The sequence below is a fragment of the Clostridium sp. MCC344 genome, assembly GCF_018785365.1.
Taxonomy (GTDB): domain Bacteria; phylum Bacillota; class Clostridia; order Lachnospirales; family Lachnospiraceae; genus Pilosibacter.
This window is the reverse complement of record NZ_WQPQ01000026.1, coordinates 39,295-59,564: the sequence shown is the minus strand read 5'-3', so window position 1 is coordinate 59,564 and position 20,270 is coordinate 39,295. Positions and strand designations below refer to the sequence as shown.

The 20,270-nt window shown below is 51.1% G+C and carries 14 protein-coding genes and 1 other annotated feature; of the genes, 13 read left to right on the top strand and 1 reads right to left on the bottom strand.

All coding sequences use genetic code 11. The features are described 5' to 3' along the window. Positions 1–409 precede the first annotated feature (409 nt). Complete coding sequence (locus GPK90_RS09195) at positions 410–874, bottom strand: methylglyoxal synthase (RefSeq protein ID WP_118531692.1); 465 nt, start codon at positions 872–874, stop codon at positions 410–412. 301 nt (positions 875–1,175) lie between these two features. Then, positions 1,176–1,402: a binding site (T-box leader), on the top strand. A 68-nt stretch (positions 1,403–1,470) separates the two neighbouring features. On the opposite strand from GPK90_RS09195, the gene pheS reads away from it, so the two are divergent. The 13 genes from pheS (at position 1,471) to GPK90_RS09130 (ending at position 20,169) form a co-directional block, all read left to right on the top strand. Next, a complete protein-coding gene (gene pheS, locus GPK90_RS09190) occupies positions 1,471–2,493 on the top strand; it encodes a phenylalanine--tRNA ligase subunit alpha (RefSeq protein WP_215702811.1) in 1,023 nt (340 codons plus the stop codon). A gap of 18 nt (positions 2,494–2,511) precedes the next feature. Next, positions 2,512–4,926 (top strand): phenylalanine--tRNA ligase subunit beta, encoded by a 2,415-nt coding sequence (pheT, locus tag GPK90_RS09185; RefSeq protein WP_215702810.1) that lies wholly within the window; start codon positions 2,512–2,514, stop codon positions 4,924–4,926. Between the two features lie 245 nt (positions 4,927–5,171). Next, complete coding sequence (secG, locus tag GPK90_RS09180; protein ID WP_118296789.1) at positions 5,172–5,405, top strand: preprotein translocase subunit SecG; 234 nt, start codon at positions 5,172–5,174, stop codon at positions 5,403–5,405. 186 nt (positions 5,406–5,591) lie between these two features. Beyond that, positions 5,592–7,826, top strand: coding sequence for a ribonuclease R (rnr, locus tag GPK90_RS09175; protein ID WP_346011233.1), 2,235 nt, complete (start codon positions 5,592–5,594; stop codon positions 7,824–7,826). Between the two features lie 91 nt (positions 7,827–7,917). Further along, a complete protein-coding gene (smpB, locus tag GPK90_RS09170; RefSeq protein WP_118297114.1) occupies positions 7,918–8,388 on the top strand; it encodes an SsrA-binding protein SmpB in 471 nt (156 codons plus the stop codon). 162 nt (positions 8,389–8,550) lie between these two features. Further along, positions 8,551–8,688 (top strand): 4Fe-4S binding protein, encoded by a 138-nt coding sequence (locus GPK90_RS19770; RefSeq protein ID WP_118531686.1) that lies wholly within the window; start codon positions 8,551–8,553, stop codon positions 8,686–8,688. Positions 8,689–9,206: 518 nt separating this feature from the next. Beyond that, complete coding sequence (locus GPK90_RS09160; RefSeq protein ID WP_215702809.1) at positions 9,207–10,631, top strand: hypothetical protein; 1,425 nt, start codon at positions 9,207–9,209, stop codon at positions 10,629–10,631. Between the two features lie 112 nt (positions 10,632–10,743). Then, positions 10,744–12,540 (top strand): ABC transporter permease, encoded by a 1,797-nt coding sequence (locus tag GPK90_RS09155; protein ID WP_243021210.1) that lies wholly within the window; start codon positions 10,744–10,746, stop codon positions 12,538–12,540. A 1-nt stretch (position 12,541) separates the two neighbouring features. Then, positions 12,542–14,194 carry an ABC transporter ATP-binding protein gene (locus GPK90_RS09150; RefSeq protein ID WP_021904241.1) on the top strand — a complete coding sequence of 551 codons (1,653 nt, stop codon included), beginning with the start codon at positions 12,542–12,544 and terminating at the stop codon, positions 14,192–14,194. Positions 14,195–14,463: 269 nt separating this feature from the next. Next, complete coding sequence (locus tag GPK90_RS09145) at positions 14,464–15,759, top strand: CapA family protein (protein ID WP_118531682.1); 1,296 nt, start codon at positions 14,464–14,466, stop codon at positions 15,757–15,759. 390 nt (positions 15,760–16,149) lie between these two features. Next, a complete protein-coding gene (locus GPK90_RS09140) occupies positions 16,150–17,700 on the top strand; it encodes an AbgT family transporter (RefSeq protein WP_118531680.1) in 1,551 nt (516 codons plus the stop codon). A gap of 112 nt (positions 17,701–17,812) precedes the next feature. Next, entirely contained in the window at positions 17,813–19,006 is a 1,194-nt protein-coding gene (locus GPK90_RS09135) for a M20 metallopeptidase family protein (protein ID WP_021904244.1), read from the top strand. After that, positions 19,003–20,169, top strand: a complete 1,167-nt coding sequence (locus GPK90_RS09130; protein ID WP_215702808.1) for an amidohydrolase — start codon at positions 19,003–19,005, stop codon at positions 20,167–20,169. Before GPK90_RS09135 ends, GPK90_RS09130 begins: the two co-directional genes overlap by 4 nt. The last annotated feature ends 101 nt before the right edge of the window (positions 20,170–20,270 follow it).

Genomic DNA, 20,270 nt, shown 5'->3' with positions numbered 1-20,270 from the left:
CGTGAGACTGCTAAGGGCGGACGAGTGGAGGTAGCCAGCGCCTTTTATATAGGAATTTTCTGAACTGAAAATTCCGTATGATACAGTAGCGGTCGCGGATTTTGCCGATTCGGAATGCGAAGCATCGGCAAAATCCTGTCACAGTGCGCAGGCAGGAAGGCCTGCGTACTGTGACACAACTCGCTGCGCTCAGACAAGTGTTCCCTGCTCTCCAACGCAGTCACCCGCGGGCCAAGAGGAACCAGCTCCCCGGATCATGCGCCCCTGCCCGGAAGCTCACCGCTGTTGGTTGGCGTGAGATGATAAATGCAGAGGGTTCGAAAGGCATGGAAACGTTGTGAACGTGTTTCCATGCCTTTCTAGGTTTTGTAGAATTTAGTTTGCATCGATTGGTTTTACATTTTGAGTGCTACAGTTTGCTTGCCCGCTCCTTGATGTTCTGGTGGAAGTTGATGATCTGGTGATCATATTCTTCGTTCATGAGTGGGGAGGTGATCATGAAGTCGGCGGTCGCGCGGTTGTTGGCGATCGGGATATCGTAGACCTGGGCGATGCGGAGGAGAGCTTTTACGTCCGGGTCATGTGGCTGGGCTGTGAGGGGATCGGAGAAGAATACGACGAAATCGATGCGTCCTTCGACGATTTTTGCGCCGATCTGCTGGTCTCCTCCGAGAGGACCGCTGTTGTAGCCTTTGACCGGGAGACCGGTGGCTTCGGTGATCATTCTGGCGGTTGTTCCTGTGCCGCAGAGAAAGTGTCCCTTTAAGATTTCTTTGTTTGCTTCGCACCAGTCGATCATTTCATGCTTTTTGCTGTCATGGGCGATCAGGGCGATGTTTTTTTGTTTTCCGATGGTTAATGTCAGAAAATCCATAGGAATCCTCCTTTTCTTGAGGTTGTTTTTCGTTTGTTTTGCGGGCAGATCATATATAAATTCCATGGAATGGAATATTAACAGATTATTCCTGCCTATAAACTGATGATGCCATAAATGGCTGGATGTGTCAAGAAAGTGAGAGAAAATTTCGCTGAAATTTTACACTTATTATGCGGGGACAGTGTATGTTAGAAGGTTTGGGCGGGAAACTGCGTTGTGTGCAGTTTTGGTGCTGATTTTGCCTCTGCCCCGGTGAGACTTGACAAACCAGTGGGAATGTGCTACCATCGACCATGTGTGAAACGCAATGACAGAGACAGTACAGGAGAGTTCCGGTATGACAGAGAGAAGGTTCACCGGCTGAAAGACCTTCCGAAGGAAACTTTTGTAAATTCACTCTTGAGCAGCCTGTGCGAAAGGGATCCAAGTAGTGCAGGACGGGAAGTCCCGTTACAGACGTTTGAGTGCCGCATGAATGCATGCGGAATCTGGGTGGTACCACGGAGAGTCAGCTTCGTCCCATGGCGGGACGGAGTTTTTTTTGTCCTCGCACTGATAGAATGTAAAACCATACCGAAAGAATGAGGTGGACTATGGAAGAGAAGATCAAAGCACTGAAGGAGCAGATGGAAGCCGCTCTCGGCAGTGTACAGTCCAAGGAACAGCTTGGTGAGTTCTGGCAGAGCTTCCTTGGCAAGAAAGGCAGCATCGCAGACCTGATGAAGGGTCTTGGAAGTGTTCCGAAGGAGGAGCGCCCGAACGTCGGAAAGACGATCAATGAATTTAAGAACCAGGTAGAAGCCCGCTACCAGGAAATGAAGAATAAGATGGATGAGTTAGAGCTCGCAGCCCGCAATAAGAGCGAGCAGGTCGATATCACGATGCCTGCAAAGATGCGTCCGGCCGGAGGTCTCCATCCGCTTACCGTAACAGAGAATGAGATGATCGATGTTTTCGCAGGAATGGGCTTCGAGATCTTCGACGGTCCGGAGATCGAGGATGACGACCACAACTTCACAAGATTAAACGTTGCGAAGAATCATCCGGCGAGAGATATGCAGGATACGTTCTATGTAGCGGAAGATATCTTACTCCGTACCCATACAAGCCCGGGACAGGTCCGTGTGATGGATGCGAAGAAGCCGCCGATCAAGATGCTGGCACCGGGACGTGTATTCCGTTCCGACAGTGATGCGACTCACTCCCCGATGTTCCACCAGATGGAAGGCCTTGTTGTCGATAAGAAGATCACGCTCTGCGACCTTCAGGGTATGCTCGACAAGTTTGTACAGGCGATCTTCGGCAGCAACGTAAAGACACGTCTCCGCCCGAGCTATTTCCCGTTCACGGAGCCGAGCGTTGAGGTCGATGTCAGCTGCTTCGAGTGCGGCGGAAAAGGCTGCCCGCTCTGCAAGCACACCGGCTGGATCGAGGTATTAGGCGGCGGTATCGTACACCACAAGGTTCTTGAGAACTGCGGCATCGACCCGAATGAGTATTCCGGTCTCGCCTTCGGTATCGGTATCGAGCGTATCGCCATGTTAAAATACGGTATTAACAACATCAACCTGCTTTATGAGAATGATCTTCGTTTCCTGAAGCAGTTCAAAGGCTAATAAGGGAGGGAGAAGATCATGAAAGTACCATTTAGTTGGCTGAAAGAATATGTTGACATTGATGTCACTGCCCAGGAGCTGGAAGACAAGCTCTTTGGCTGTGGATTTGAGGTAGAGGAACTGATCGATCTCTCCGCTGAGATCGACCGTGTCGTTGTCGGCGTCGTAAAGGAATGCGAGCCAATCGAGGGAACACACCTCTTCAAGTGTAAAGTAGACTGCGGCGAGTATGGAAATGATATCCAGATCCTCACAGGTGCTCCGAACGTCTACGCAGGCATGCACACACCGGCGGCTCTTGATAATTCCACACTGCCGGGCGGCATCAAGATCAAGGCAAAACCGATGCGCGGCATCGAGTCAAACGGTATGCTCTGCTCCGGTGAAGAGCTCGGCTTAAACGATGACCTGTATCCGGGCGCTGAGGTTTACGGTCTCCTGGATCTTCCGAAGGACACCGTTCCGGGAACTGATATCGCAAAGGTTGTTGGTCTCGACGACTACATCTTCGATATCTCCGTAACGGCAAACCGTGCAGACTGCCAGTCTGTTCTCGGTATTGCGAGAGAAGTTGCAGCAGTTCTTGATAAACCGCTGAAAATGCCGGCTCTCGACTACAAACAGAGCGATTATAAATATGAAAATCTTGATATTAAAGTAGAGGCACAGGATCTCTGCCCGCGCTACTTAGGACATGGCGTGAGAAACATCACTCCGGGCCAGTCCCCGAGATGGATGCGCCGTCATCTGGCTCTCTGCGGTCTCAGAAGCATCAGCAACGTGGTCGATATCACGAACTACGTAATGCTTGAGATCGGTCAGCCGATGCATGCATTCGATATGAGCACGTTGGAGAGCTCCCAGATCATCGTCCGCCGCGCAAAGCAGGATGAGATGATCCAGACACTTGACGGCAAGGAATTCAAGTTAAACGAGAATAACCTTGTGATCTGCGACGGAAGCAAGCCGGTTGCTCTTGCGGGTATCATGGGCGGAATGAACAGTGAGATCACAGAGAATACGACACAGCTTCTCTTTGAATCCGCAAAGTTCATGCGCGACAACATCCGTAAAACTGCGAGAAGTCTCGGACAGAACACAGACGCATCCAGCCACTACGAAAAAGGCATCGCGGAGTACACCGTTGAGATCGGTATGGCGCGTGCCCTTCACCTGATCGAGGAACTCGGTTGCGGCGAGATCACAGCGAGCGCATTCGATGTGGATGCGGGAGCACCGAAGGAAGGAAAGAAATTTACCGCAACATTGAGTGGCATCAACAAGATCCTCGGCATCGAGGTCCCGGCAGAGAATGTTCTCGACATTCTCCGCAGACTCAGCTTCGAGGTTGAGCGCGACGGCGATGTCATGACTGTCACAGCACCTCGCTACAGAGAGGATATCGAGGTTGGCGAGCCGGATCTTGCGGAGGAAGTCATCCGTGAGTACGGTTATGACCACATCGTTCCGACCTTCTTAAAGGATTCCGCAGTCACAAACGGCGGATTAAATCCGGCACAGAAGAGAAGAACAAAATTAAAACAGGTGATGGTATCCCAGGGTTACTATGAGGTTTCCACACTTGCATTCTACTCCGACGCAGACCTCGATGCACTCCACATCGCAGCGGATGCAAAAGAGCGCAATGTGATCCGCCTGTTAAACCCGATCACGACAAACCTTTCCATCATGCGCACCACACTGGCTCCGTCCATGTTAAATACAGTCGTTGAGAACGTGAAGAAAGGCAACACAGCCGGACGTTTCTTCGAGTATGCAAACGTATACTATCCGAAGGCACTTCCGCTCACAGAGCTCCCGAACGAGATCCCGCATGTCGGCTTCGCGGCATTTGGCGAGCAGGAAGATTTCTTCACTGTAAAGGGAACGATGGAAGAGCTTGCAGCTTCCTTCGGTGTAAGCTTTGAGTATGAGAGAGCGGAGGATGTTCCGTATCTCCATCCGGGAATCTCCGCGTATGTCCTCTGCGACGGCGAGCGCGTTGGTTCCTTCGGTAAGCTGGCAAACAGCGTTGCCGGTGAGTTAAAGCTTCCGAAAGACAGCAAGGCGAACAACCAGATCTACATCGGTGAGATCGACTTCGCAGCACTTTCTGCCCATATGCCGGAAGGTCTGCGCTACAAACCGATCTCCGAGTACGATACCGTGACCCGTGACCTCGCGATGGTCGTTGACGAGGAGACAAGCTGCGGCAGCCTGATCGATGAGATCAAGAAGGCATGCAAGCAGGTCGGAGATGTTGAACTCTTCGATATCTACCGCGGCGACCAGATCGGCAAGGGCAAGAAGAGCATGGCATTCAAGATCTCCTTCATCCCGGAGGACAAGGCCCTTGATCCGAAGGACGTCGAGCGCTTTGTAAAGAAGATCCTCGGAAACCTGAAGTTCCGTCTCGGTGCGGATATCCGATAAGTGATATAATACAGAACGGTCATTCCTGTGGGAGAAATCCTGCGGCGGATGGCCGTTTTTTGACCCCTAAGTCACGATCAGCGAATGATGTGCACTTGCAAGACGAGTGAGATCGATGCAAGCAGCCGCGCCCGGCACACTCCTTTATATGCCGGAAAATCAGTTCCGGCCCGGAAAACACGAGGATTGACAGCCATCCAATTTTATGTTATGATGACTTTAATTGTGGACAGGAGGTGTAGTCGGTGATTAGAATTATTCTGACGATTGTATTCGTTATCTTATGTATTGCAATGACAGTGATCGTGTTAATGCAGGAAGGAAAGACTTCCGGACTTGGTGCGATCAGCGGTGTGGCTGAGAGCTACTGGGGAAAAAATAAAGGCCGTTCTATGGAAGGCAACCTTGAGAAATTTACAAAAATTGCGGCAGTCCTGATTTTTGTACTTGCCCTGGTATTAAATTTAAAGGTAATCTAATTCTAAGATGACGAACACTCCTGCAGCGATCATTCCCGTGCAGGAGTGTTTTTGTTTAACACAAAGATCGGAAGCTGCACTGTCTGAGAACTGTCCGCAGGATCTATCCGGTTATTTGCGGCTGCCCGGCGTGAAGTCTGTGCCGGGAACTTTTGAAAAACTGTTTTTGATATGACAAGGAGAAGAATGGAAGAAACGTTAATGGAAGAGCGGAAACAGATGCTGCTGACCCTGATGAAGGATCCGACATATGTTCCGATGAAATTAAAAGAACTCGCGATGCTTCTCGGAGTTCCGAAGGAGCAGAGAAAAGATCTGGAAGAGGTCTTAAATGAACTGGTCGCTTCCGGCAAGGTCGGGATCTCGAAGAAGGGAAAGTACGCGAGATCCGAGGTGTTTGCGCAGACGGGGATCTTTTCAGCGCATCACAGAGGCTTTGGATTTGTGACGATCGAGGGACGCGACGGCGATCTATTTGTCCCGCCGGATGATACCGGGGACGCGATGGACGGGGATACGGTCCAGGTCATTATTGATGAAAACGGAAGAGGCGGCCGCGCGGAGGCGAGAGTTTTAAAGGTATTAAAACATGCCAACGAGACGCTGATCGGTACATTTGAAAAAAATAAAAGCTTTGGCTTTGTGATCCCCGACAATCCACGGATCACGATGGACATCTTTATCCCGCAGGGGAAAGAGAACGGCGCTGTCTCCGGACACAAGGTAGTCGTGAAACTGGACACATATGCGACCAGAAATAAGAATCCGGAGGGACATGTGCAGGAGATCCTCGGACATATCAATGACCCGGGAGTCGATATCCTGTCGATCGTCCGTGCCTACGGACTTCCGGAGGAGTTCCCGGAGGACGTGATGGAAGAAGTTTCCCATGCGCCGGAGGAACTCTCCGCAGACTATGTGGCGGAGGAGATCGGGAAGAACGGAAGAGTGGATCTCAGAGATGTTCCGATGGTGACGATCGACGGCGAGGACGCGAAAGACCTCGACGATGCGGTCAGTGTGTCGAAGGAGACGATCAACGGGGAGACGATCTACCATCTCGGAGTCCATATTGCGGATGTGAGTCACTATGTGAAGGAGGGGACGCCTCTCGATGCGGAGGCATATAAGCGCGGAACGAGCGTGTATCTCGTGGACCGTGTGATCCCGATGCTGCCGCACCGGCTCTCCAACGGAATCTGTTCCCTGAATGCGGGCTGCGACCGTCTGGCAATGAGCTGCCTCATGGATATCGATGAAAAAGGGATCATCGTGGGACATAAGATCTGTGAGTCGGTCGTCCGGATCGACCGCAGAATGACATACACGGCGGTGAATGCGATCCTGGAAGCAAAGAATGGGACTGAGGAACCGCAGACGGATGCGCCGGAGAAAGAGAAATCGAAGGAAAAAGCGGAATTTGCAAAGAAGTGCCTCGAAGAATATGCAGATTTCGTTCCGATGTTCCTGCTTCTCGACGAGACGGCCCGTGTGCTGAGGAAAAAGCGCATGGCGCGCGGTGCGGTCGACTTTGATTTCCCGGAGTGCAAGATCATCCTGGACGCAAAGGGACGCCCGGTCGAGATCAGGCCGTATGAGCGGAACGCGGCGACGATGCTGATCGAGGACTGCATGCTGGCTGCGAACGAGACGGTCGCAGAGGATTATTACTGGCAGCAGATCCCGTTCCTGTACCGGAGCCATGAGAAACCGGACGGTGAGAAGATCAAGCGCTTCGGCATTCTGATCAACAATTTTGGCTATTCGATCCGGCTCCAGAACGGCGAGCTTCATCCGAAGGAGATGCAGAAACTGCTCGAAAAGGCAGCGGGATCCCCGGAGGAGGCGCTGCTCGCGAGACTGGCACTCCGCTCAATGAAGCAGGCAAAGTACACGACGGAATGCATGGGCCACTTTGGTCTCGCAGCAAACTATTATACGCACTTCACCTCCCCGATCCGAAGATACCCGGATCTCCAGATCCACCGGATTATCAAGGAAAATCTCCACGGCGGTCTCACGAAAAAGAGGATCGCCCATTATGAGAAGATCCTTCCGGAAGTTGCGATCTGGACATCTTCCCGGGAGCGTCTCGCAGACGAGGCGGAGAGGGAGACCGATAAGGCAAAGAAAGTTCAGTTCATGGAGCGCCATATCGGGGAAGAATTTACCGGCGTGATCTCCGGGATCAGCAATTACGGCTTCTATGTGGAGCTTCCGAATACGGTGGAAGGCATGGTACGCTTAGCGAACCTCGACGGTGACTACTATGTGTTTGATGAGGAACACTATGAACTGGTGGGAGAGCGGACGAGAAAGAAATTCAAGCTTGGCCAGACCGTGAAGATCCAGGTCGTCTCTGTGGACCGGTATCTGAAAACGATCGATTTCCTTCCGGTGCGGAATTTCGACAAACGATAGCACGGTTTCGTTTTTTGCAGCGGACAGACCTTGTGATAGAAATGGTTCCGGCATGGGACACTCCTGCCGGAACGGAAAAGAGGACGAAGTTATGGCAAAGAGCAGCGGATTTAAGCTGATCGCAAACAATAAAAAGGCATATTTTGATTTCTTCATCGATGACAAATTTGAGTGCGGTATCGCGCTTGCGGGAACCGAGGTAAAATCTCTCAGGATGGGAAAATGCAGCATCAAGGAATCTTTTGTGCGGATCACGAACGATGAGGTCATGATCTACGGCATGCACATCAGCCCGTACGAAAAGGGAAATATCTTTAATAAAGATCCGCTCCGCGAGCGGAAACTCCTGATGCACCGCTATGAGATCAACAAGCTGAAGGGAAAGATCCAGGAAAAAGGATACACGCTGGTCCCGCTTCAGGTGTACTTTAAGGGAAGTCTCGTAAAGGTTGAGATCGGTCTGGCGAGAGGTAAGAAATTGTACGACAAACGTGCGGATATCGCGAAAAAGGACCAGAGAAGAGAGCTTGAGAAAGAGTTTAAGGTGAAAAACCTGTATTAATAGCGGAGAAAATTGTTGTAAAGAGACCTCAGTCCGGAAAGAGATGATCTATCAGGTGCATTTTGGAGCAAACTACGAGACCGGGGAATACGGCTGGACAACAAATCTCGAGAAGGTGAAAAAGCAGATCGACTGGCAGTTAAAAGAATTTCCGGGGATACGATGGCGGCGGACCACTACGCGACACTGGAAAAACATGCTTCCGACTGTATCTCCTGCGGTCACTGCGATAAGCGCTGTCCGTTCCATGCCGTACAGACGGGAAGAATGAAGGAGATCGCGGCGTATTTTGGAAAATAGGCGGAAAGCTCTGTAATGGAAAAGCGGCAGAGGATCCGGAATCTGAAATGACAGAAAATAAAAATGAGGAAAAGAGAACTGAGCCTGCCGGGGCAAGGTTCTCTTTTTTAATTTACGCGAACAACGAGCCAAAGTCCGCGCTTGCGCGAGATCTTGGCGACTGTCGCGATAACAAGGGGAAACTCGCGAAACGTGTTTTCACTTGTTTACGCGAACAACGAGCCAAAGTCCGCGCTTGCGCGAGACGCCCGAATGTGACAAGGCACATTCTTTTCATATCGAAGAACATGCCTTTACAGCAACATGCCGGTACTACCAATTCTGACAATCTAAAACATATGTCGAAACTGCACAAAAAAAGCAGAAATACGAAACATAATTATACAAAATCACAGGATTTCACAAACTATCGCAGTTTTGTCCACTGTTAAATTTTTCTGCGCACAGCTATAATAAAAGTACAAAATGAGTCGTGAGAAAAACAAAATGACCCAATCAGATGAAGGAGGAACAGTTTTATGAGAAAACGTACTTTGTCATTGGCACTTGCAGTTTCCATGGCAGCGATGTCCCTCGCAGGATGCGGCGGCGGTGGAACCACAACGGCAACCACAGCGGCGACAGGCGGTGAGACAGCGGCAGCCGGAAGTGAAGCGGCAACGGAGGCAGCGAAAACGGACGATGCTGATCTTTCCGATGTAGAAAAGATCATCAAGGAAGCCGAAGGAATGTCGATGGAAGAGCTTGCAAAGAAAGCCATCGAGGAGTCCAACGGAAAGACCTTCTACGGTGTCGGAAACTCCAGCCGTGGTAAGAGCGCACTCCCGTTATTCATCGAATACCTGCAGTCGATCGACCCGTCCTACAATATGGAATATGAGTGGCAGCAGCCGAAGAACAACAAGATCTTTGAGCAGTTGACCGCAGATTCCTTAAAGACCGAGGGAACTTTCGCGATGACCCTGATCCAGGACGGCAACCAGATCCAGACGAAGATGGTAGAGCCGGGAATCTTAAAGACTTATATCCCGAAGGAATGGGCAGAGGCAAACGGGACCACACCGGATGCATATGAAGGATTCCTTCCGTTGCAGACCTTAAACAAGGTATTCATGTACAACAGCACCGGAAGCGCAGAGTACAATAACTGCTGGGATTTCGTGGCAGAAGGCGTTCATCCGTTATACATGGATATCGATTCCGAGATCGTCGGAAAGAACTTCTTATACATGCTGACAGAAGATAAGTATGCGGGATGGTTAAAAGATGCTTACGATGCTCTCGATGATACAAAGAAAGCATACTTCAAGCCGGTCATCGACGAGATGGCAGCAGATGCCGAGGATCTTGGACTTGGCGAGAACGGCGCATACGCACTTGCATGGATCAAGCTCTGGGTTGAAAATTACAACGAGCAGACAGATGATGGTCCGATCTGCAACACACTTGTATCTGATTCCGCAACGGATCAGGCTGGCCTTTTAGTTTACTCCAAACTTCGTTCCGTAGAAGAGTCCGCAGGCGTTTCCTTAAATAACATTAAGGTTGCCGCTTATCAGGACGGCTACAAAGGCATCGGCGGTTACGGTTACTGCCATTACCTTTTCGTTACAAACAACAGCCCGCTTCCGTGGACTGCATGTGCATTCATCCAGTACATGACATGCACAGAGGACGGTTTCTCCGCATGGGGCAAAGACATGGGCGGCTACTCCGCAAACCCGGAAGTTGCAGCAGCGATCGAGGAAACTTATCATCACAGCAAGGGCGGCTACAACGAGGCCGGCGAAGATGTATATCCGTGTAAAGATGACCGTGGATATGACTGGTGGACAACTGACGGCGAGTTAGTTCTGGAAGATCCGGACTACTGCGCATCCGTTTCCTTCACAGTCGGAAGCTGGATCGAACTTCTCACGAAGTACAGTGACTCTGCTAAGTAAATCTGACTGACACTTGAGAGGGTGCCGTACATGCGTGCGGCGCCCTCGTGTTACATATGGCATCTGCCGTAACAAACGGCATCCATGTTTTAGGAAAGGAGCGGACATTTCTGTGAATGGATATAACCGGGTAAAAACATATTTTTCAAAACCGCAGAACATCATCCTTCTCCTGTTCGGCATCGTACTGACTTTCTCCACTGTTGCACCAATCGTTGCGATCGTAAAGGATACGATCACGATCCATCCGGGAACCATCGACGCCCACCTCGCGGGAAAAGCGTCCGGTTACACGCTGGTCAACTATGTGGACCTCTTTACAAGCCGTCTGGCGAAGACAAACCTCTGGAAGCCGCTGTGGAATACGATCCTCTTAGCAGTATTTACCTGCACGATCTCCATCATTTACGGCGGAACCTTCGCATTTTTAGTAACAAGAACAAACCTGAAATTCAAAAAATATTTAAGCTCTATTTTCATTTTTCCGTACATCATGCCGCAGTGGACACTCGCCGTTGTATGGCAGAACGTGTTCAACAGCAACGCGGTTGTCGGAACGTCAAACGGACTTCTTGCATCTCTTGCGGGGATCTGTATGCCGAAATGGTGGTGTCAGGGGCTGTTCCCGAGTTCCGTTGTCTTAGGACTCCATTATGCGCCGTTCGCCTATATCCTGATCGGCGGTATTTTCCGGAATATGGATGCGAACCTTGAGGAGGCAGCGACGATCCTTGATACACCGAAGCTCAAGACGATGTTCCGGATCACGCTCCCGATGGTAAAACCGGCGATCCTCTCGACGATCCTTCTTGTATTCGGAAGTTCGATGGGAAGCTACCCGGTACCGCATTACTTAGGTCTTACAACGCTTTCCACAAAGTATATCTCCTTAAACTCCAAGTACACAGGTGAGGCGAGTATCCTGGCGATCATCATGATGATCTTCGGAGTCGCGATCCTCACGATGAACCAGGTGAGCTTAAAGAGCCGGAAAAATTACACGACAGTCACCGGTAAATCGGGACAGCTGTCAAAGATGAACCTTGGAAAAGTCGGAAAATATGCGATCGGTATCGTGATGATCGTCCTGACATTCTTTACAAGTATCTTCCCGATCTTCTCCTTCGCACTTGAGACCTTCCTTCCGAACCCGGGCGATTACAGCTTCCTCTATACAGGAGATCTGAGCAACCTGACAACGAAGTGGTGGATCACAAAGGAGAATATCACCGAGAACGGTATGTACGGACAGCACGGCATCCTCTACAACAATACGATCTGGCATGCATTTGCAGGAACCTTGCTCGTCGCTGTCTGCTGTGCCCTGCTTGCCGGAACGATCGGTACCCTGATTGGATATGCGGTCGCGAAGAACCGCAGAAGCCGGTGGGCGAGCTATGTAAATGGTGTGGCATTTCTTCCGTACCTGATGCCGTCCATCGCAGTTGGTGCAGCGTTCTTCATCCTGTTTTCGAATGAACATATCAACCTCTTTAATACATATACGCTGCTGATCATCGCAGGTACGATCAAGTACATCCCGTTTGCGAGCCGGAGCGCGCTGAACTCCATGCTGCAGATCAGCAATGAGATCGAGGAGGCGGCGATCATCCAGGATATCCCATGGACGAAACGAATGTTCCGGATCATCATCCCGATCCAGAAGTCAGCGATCATCAGCGGATACATGCTCCCGTTCATGACATGTCTCCGTGAGCTGTCCCTGTTCCTGCTCTTATGTACGCAGGGCTTTATCCTCTCGACAACGCTCGATTACTTCGACGAGATGGGACTTTACGCGTTCTCGAGTGCGATCAACCTGATCCTGATCGTTACGATCCTGATCTTCAATACATTAGTCAATAAGCTGACAGGTGCAAGCCTTGACGATGGAATAGGAGGAAACTAATATGCCGGAAATCACATTGAGAAATATCACAAAACGCTGGGGGAAATTTTACGGGGTCGATCATCTGAACCTGGATATCGCGGATAACTCCTTCATCACACTGCTTGGACCTTCCGGATGCGGAAAGACGACGATCCTCCGTATGATCGCAGGACTTGAAACGCCGACGACCGGTCAGATCAAGATCGGGGACAAGGTGGTCTTTGACAGTGAGGCGGGGATCAACATTCCTGCCAACAAGCGAAAAGTCGGTTTCCTGTTCCAGAACTACGCACTGTGGCCGAACATGACCGTCTACCAGAACATTTCCTTCGGTCTCAGCAATATCAAGGAGAAACTCCCGAAATATGATTTTGATGCCATGACGACCGGGGAACTGATCCGGGCTTTAAAGAGCGGAAAGAAGATCAAAGAGCTCGTGGAAGAGTGCCGCGATAAGCGCGGAAAACTCGACACGGATAAGGTATATCTGAAGTTTATCGACGCGTTCATCCTCTCGATCTATACAGCAAAAATCCTCTACGGATACGGGATCCAGGATGCAGCGGATCCGGATGCGGCTGCGAAGGCGAAGGCGGAGGAGCTGAAAAAGAAACTGGACGGGATCAGAAAATCCTATGAGGCAAAAGGACAGTCCCTGAATGACGAATATGCGATCGTATCCGGCGGAAAAGTCCTCACCGAGGAGAGAAAACTCACAAAAGAGGAGATCGATAAATCCGTCCGCAGAGTCTCCCGGATCGTAAAGATCGGGATGTTCATGAACCGCTACCCGGCAGAGCTTTCCGGCGGCCAGCAGCAGCGTGTCGCGATCGCGAGAACGCTTGCCCCGGAGCCGTCCGTGCTCTTCATGGATGAGCCGCTGTCCAACCTGGATGCGAAGCTCCGTCTTGAGATGAGATACGAGCTGCAGAGACTCCATGTGGAGACGGGAAGCACCTTTGTCTATGTCACACATGACCAGATGGAGGCGATGACGCTGGCGACGAAGATCTGTCTGATCAACAACGGGGTCCTTCAGCAGTATGACGCACCTCTTGATGTATACAACCGACCGGCGAACCTCTTTGTTGCGGACTTCGTCGGAAATCCGTCGATCAACTTTGTGGAGGCGAAAGGAAAGGAACAGGCGGACGGAAGCTTCCGCTTTACGATCCTGGATGACCTCGAGGCGACTTTCCGGCCGAATGAGCCGATCGATATGGATGCCTGGTTCAGAAAGCGTGATCAGGATGCGGCGGACCTGGAAGCCCAGCGGCTGGAGATGTTAAAGGATAAGAAGGCTGTCGAGAAGAGCAATAAGGATGAGGTATTTAAATATCATATCGCGAAGGTCGATGAATCCGACTATGCGGTTGAGGAAGAGCCGGAGATCACCAACGAGGATTTTGTCCTTGCGATCCGACCGGAAGCATTAAAGCTTTCGAAAGACGGTTCTGTCGCATCTACGATCTACGGAGCGATGCCGACCGGTATGGAGTCGACCGTGAAGTTAAAGATAGGAAAGTACCTCCTGACAGGCGTGATCTTCGGAGGCGTTACCTTTAAGCTCGGCGAGGAGACAGGTGTGGACATCGCAGGTACGGATATCCTGCTGTTTGACAGGAAGTCCGGGAAGGCGATCGCGGCTGGAAGTCTCAGCGTGAAAGGGTGAAAAGCTGATATTGGATTTATAAAATTGAATGATGAGTAGAGGAGTGCGGCAGATCTGTGAGTGGGTCTGCCGCACCTTTTTGCGTATGCAGCCGGTCGCGTTGCACAGCGCCGTTGCGAGAGGTTGGCAGTTCAGGGATGGTTGTGGGGATTAAAGCGTTGCATGGGAGGGAAAAGTCTGGTAAGATGGAACGAAGGAGAAAAATCGAAAGAAACCAAAGAAAAGAAAGGTGGAACCGAAAGAGCGTTTTCTTGCGGTAAGAGTATATTATGAGAAAAGAAACAGCAGCTGGCTGGCTGACGGCAATTCTGACATGTGTCTTGCTTACAGGCTGCGGAAGTCAGGCAGCCGGGGCAGCGAGAACGGCGGCAGCCATTGAAAGTCAGGCCGGGAGTACGGAAGAGATAGCTGATCATTCTGAAGAAAAGGCGGAAAAACCGCGCGTGGTCCTGCAGCAGGAGGAGATGGGAAAAGAGACAGAACGGTCGGAGAGCGAAGCAGGAACAGAGCCGGAACCTGAGACGGATACGCCGGATCCTTACGCGGATCTTTTAAAGGATCCGGAAGTGATGGCGGCAAATAAGATCTATGCGAAGGAGACAGCAGAGCCCGGAAAGACGCGGATCGTCTTTGCGGGTGATATCCTGTTTGACTCCCACTATGCGATCATGGCATCGCTTTTAAAGCGCGGACAGGGAATCGAAGGCGGGATCTCCGCGGATCTTCTCTCCATCATGCGGGACGCAGATATTTTTATGGTAAACAACGAGTTCCCGTACACGAACCGCGGGACGCCGACGGCCGGAAAAAAGTTTACCTTCCGGGCGGATCCGAAGTATGCGTCCTGGCTGTTTGACATGGGCGCAGATCTTGTGTCGCTCGCGAACAACCACGCGTATGATTACGGGGAGGTGTCCCTGACGGACACGCTCGATACGCTGGAGTCCATCGGAATGCCGTATGTCGGAGCCGGGAGAAACCTCGAGGAAGCGGTCAGACCGGTTTCTTTTATCGCAAACGGGAAGAAATTTACGTTCATCTCCGCGACACAGATCGAACGGCTGAATCCGCCGGATACGAAAGGGGCGACGGAGACATCCCCGGGCGTGTTCCGGTGTCTCGATATCACAAAACTCCTGGAAGTGATCGGGGAGGCAAGAGCGGACAGTGACTATGTGATCGTGTACATTCACTGGGGGACCGAAGGAACTGACAAGCTGGACCACTGGCAGACGGAACAGGCTGCGCAGATCGCGGCAGCAGACGTGGATCTCATCATCGGGGATCACCCGCATGTGCTGCAGCCGATCGGGTATGTGGGGGAAGTTCCGGTCGTGTACAGCCTCGGAAATTACCTCTTTAACTCAAAGAGTCTCGACACCTGCCTCGTCGAGGCGGTGTTTGGAACGGAGGGACTGGAGTCCCTGCAGTTTATCCCGGCAAAGCAGGAAAACTGCCGTGTCACGAAGGCGGAAGGAGCGGAGAAGGAGCGGATTCTTGCATATATGAGGAAGATCTCCCCGGAAACTGCGATCGATGACAACGGGTTTATCACTGCCAGATAGGACGTTGCTTTTTTGAGGGAAAGATCAGGAGAATCATGAAAATGCTCTGCTGAAAATACAGACCGCAGCAGAGACTCGGAAAACGCATGGGATTGCAGACAGAAGATGTGTCGGAATCCCATGCATTTTTTATCAATAATACTGCAGATTACAGTGCGTTCCAATAAGCAGCGGGGTGCTTGATGATCAATGGAGAACGGACTGTCTGAATCTGCAGCCCGACGGATAAAGAAGAACGGATCGAGGATTCTTTTAGAAAAAATTCATAGGAAATTTATTTTTTTCATAAATATTCAACAAAAGGTTGCAAATGAAAAACTTTACCGCTATAATATATTAAAAAATAAAGAGCTGCCTAATCAATATGGCAGTGGAAAGAAGGGGTCATCTATGAGTGAGAACAGTTCCGCAAAGAAAAGCCGCCTTGATCGTATTCTGGATGCGATTGAGCGTGCCGGAAACAAACTTCCGGACCCGATCACGATGTTCCTTGGACTGGCGATCATTGTCACGATCATTTCAGCGATCTGCAGTGCAGCCGGCGTCTCCGCGGTAAACCCGGCGGATGGATCAACGATCGAGGTATTTAACCTCCTGTCCCTCGATGGAATTCGTTATCTCTGGACGAATGTCATCACAAACTTCTCCGGCTTTGCACCGCTCGGCATGGTGCTTGTCGCTGTCATCGGTTCTTCCGTTGCAGAGAAGAGTGGTTTCCTCGTTGCCGTCATGGTCAATTTCCTTGGCAAGGCAAAAGGATGGATCGTCACCATGGTCATCATGTTCCTCGGAATCAACTTAAATATTGCCGGTGATGCAGGCTTTATCGTACTGCCGCCGCTTGCAGCGATCCTGTACATGTCCATCGGACGTCATCCGCTTCTCGGAATGTACACCGCATTCGCATCGGTTGCAGCCGGTTTCTGTGCGAACATTCTTCTCGGTCTTTCCGATGCACTTGCATACGGATTCACAGAGCAGGCAGCACAGATGATCGATCCGAACTATCAGCAGTCCATCGCGATCAACTGGTATTTCCTGATCGTCTCCTGCGTACTTCTTACGATCGTGGGTACGATCCTGGTTGAGAAAGTTCTTCTTCACCGTTTCCCGGTTTCAAAAGAAGAACTTGCCAAATACGATTTTGATGAAGATAATTCCAATATCACACCGATCCAGAAAAAGGGAATTGCAGCAGCAGGTCTTTCTGTTCTGATCTATGCGGCTGTCGTAGTCTTCATGTGCCTGCCGATCTTCGGCGGACGTGCGATCCTCGCAGATGAGAACGGATCCATCACAAGCGGTGCATCCCCGTTCTCAAAGGGTATCGTCTTTACGGTCACTTTATTCCTCATGATCCCGGGTATCGTTTACGGTGTTGTGATCGGAAAGTATAAAAATGATAAAGATGTCTGGGCAGATATCAGCCAGGGCTTTGCCGAGATGGGAAACTATGTATTCATGTGCTTCTTCATCGCCATCTTTACAAACTTCTTCTCCGTATCAAAACTCGGAACTGTCCTTGCGATCAAGGGAGCAAACCTTTTAAGCACGATCGGATTTACAGGAATCCCGCTGCTTCTTGGCCTGATCTTCCTTTCCTGTATCGTCAACATCTTTATTGGATCTGCTTCTGCAAAATGGGCGATCCTTGCACCGGTATTTATTCCGATGATGATGTTGATGGGCTTCGATCCGGCGATCACACAGGTCGTTTATCGAATCGGCGATTCCATCACAAACCCGCTGTCTCCGTTATTTACATACCTTCCGGTCATTCTGGGCTTTGCTCACAAGTATGACGAGAAGGTTGGTCTCGGAACTGTCATCGCGAACATGCTTCCGTTCTCGGTAACATTCGCGATTGCATGGATCCTTCAGGTTGTGATCTGGGTTCTCTTAAACCTTCCGCTTGGACCTGGAGGAGCGATCTATCTGTAGAAACAAACGGAAATGTTTGAGCAGATAAAAGAACTATAGTAAAAAAGAGCACCGCATGAGATGGCTGTTATGCCGTGCAGTGCTCTTTTTACTTGTTAAGAAAGGAGCACTTATGAATTTTGCAAAAAGAGCAGAGGAAACAGAGAGTGCGATCATAAAAGACCGCCACTTCCTCCATGAACATGCCGAGCTTTCTTTCGAGGAGAAAGAGACAACGGCATATCTCGTCTCAGAACTTGAAAAAATGGGGATCCCGGTGCAGACATTCCCGGATTATACGGGCTGCATCGCGACCATAAAAGGAGAAAAAGGAGACGGACCAACGATCCTGCTCCGCGCGGACATCGATGCACTCCCGATCATGGAGGAGAGCGGAGTCGATTTCGCGAGCAGGACTCCGGGCGTGATGCATGCCTGTGGCCATGACTGCCACGCGTCGATACTTTTAGGGGCGGCGAGACTCTTAAAGGAGCAGGAAAAGGAATTAAAGGGAACTGTAAAACTCCTGTTTCAGGCGGCGGAAGAGGCGTTTATCGGAAGCCATTACTATGTGGATCACGGATATCTGGAAGGGATCGACGCGGCGATGGGAATGCATGTGTGGCCGACAGGCCCTGCCGGACAGGTCCTTATCAAAGATGGAGAGCTGATGGCAAGCTGTGACAACTTTAAGATCACGGTCCACGGCATTTCGACCCACGGCTCCATGCCGCATCTCGGAAAGGACGCGATCGTCGCGGCGAGCTCGATCCTGCTCGGACTCCAGCACATTGTGAGCCGTGTGAATGATCCGTTGAATTCGCTGGTCGTTTCGGTCGGAAAGGTCTCCGCGGGAACCCAGTTCAACATCATCACGGACACCGCTGTCATGGAAGGAACTGTCCGCTGTTACGCGAAGGAGACACGGGCGATGGTCGAGGAGACCATGAGAAGGATCGTGACGGATATCGCAGCTGCGGAAGGATGCACGGCGGAGCTCGAATATTCCTATCTGGAGCCGTCGGTTGTAAACGGGGATCCGGAGCTTACGAAGATCGCCAGGGAGGCTGCGGAAAAGCTCTACGGACCGGGTGCATGGGCTGAGGCGAAGAAGGCAAGCGGAAGTGAGGACTTCTCCTATGTGATGGATCATATCCCGTCTTCCATGTTCGCATTTTTAGGCTGCTATGATGAGAACGACAAGGACATCTATCCGCTCCACAACGGAAAATTCAGAGTCAACGAGAAGATCCTGAAAAAGGGAGCTGCGTTCTACGCGCAGTTTGCCGCAGATTATCTGGAGAAAAAGGGAGGAGAAGAGCGATGAGAGTACAGGAACTTGCAAAAGAACAGGAAGCATATGTGATCGCGTGCCGCCGCCATCTCCATGAACATCCGGAACTCAGCACGCAGGAAGTTGAGACGACAAAGTTCATCAAAGCGGAGCTTACAAAGATGGGGATCCCGGTACAGGAATTCGACGGGATCACCGGCTGCGTCGGAACGATCGAGGGGACGATGCCGGGAAAGACCGTGATGCTGCGCGCGGACATCGATGCGCTCCCGATCCAGGAAAATCCGGGAAAATCATACTGCAGCAAAAATCCGGGCGTGATGCATGCCTGCGGTCATGACTGCCACACGGCGATGCTGCTCGGAGCTGCGAAGATCTTAAGTGCAAACCGTGATAAAATTCACGGGACCGTGAAGCTGATCTTCCAGATGGCGGAGGAGATCGGAAGAAAATCGGAGGAATATGTAAAACGCGGGGCGTTGGAAGGCGTGGATGCGATCTTCGGAATGCATATCTGGGCGACGATGCCGACCGGAACCGTAAACTTTGAATCCGGCGAGCGGATGGCGTGCAGCGACCGCTTTACGATAAAGATCCATGGTCAGAAAGCACACGGAAGTGCCCCGAATCTCGGAAAAGACGCGATCCTGGCGGCGGCTGCGGCGATCCAGGTCCTCCAGACGATCCCGAGCAGGATCAATGACCCGTTCAATGCACTCGTCGTCTCCGTCGGAATGTTCCACGGGGGAACAAAGGAGAACATCATTGCGGATGAGGCGGAGCTTGTCGGAACGGTGAGAGCCTTCAACCGGGAATTCCGGAACGGAATGCCGGAGCTGATCAAAAAGGTCGTGGAGCCGACGGTCGAAGGATATGGATGTACAGCGGAGTTTGACTACTATTTCGGACCGAGCCCGCTGATCAATGACAATGAGGAGCTCGTGAAGACAGCGAGACGCGCGGCTGCGGAGGAGATGGGCGAGGAAGCACTCATCCCGTTAAAGAAGATGACAGGGGCCGAGGACTTCAGCGTCTACACGGAACATGTCCCGGGCGTGTTCGGCTATCTCGGCTGCAGAAATGAGGAAAAAGGCGTCACAGCACCGCATCATCATCCGGCATTCGATGTGGATGAGGACGTTCTGTTCCACGGCACAGGGATCTATGCGCAGTTTGCATTAGACTATTTGGAATAACCTTTTGCCAATTTTCCTGTTTACAGAAAAAATATCCTATGTTATAATACGCTCTAGACGTTTCCTGTACCAGTCTGCCCTTTTGGAGCTTGGCGGTGCGG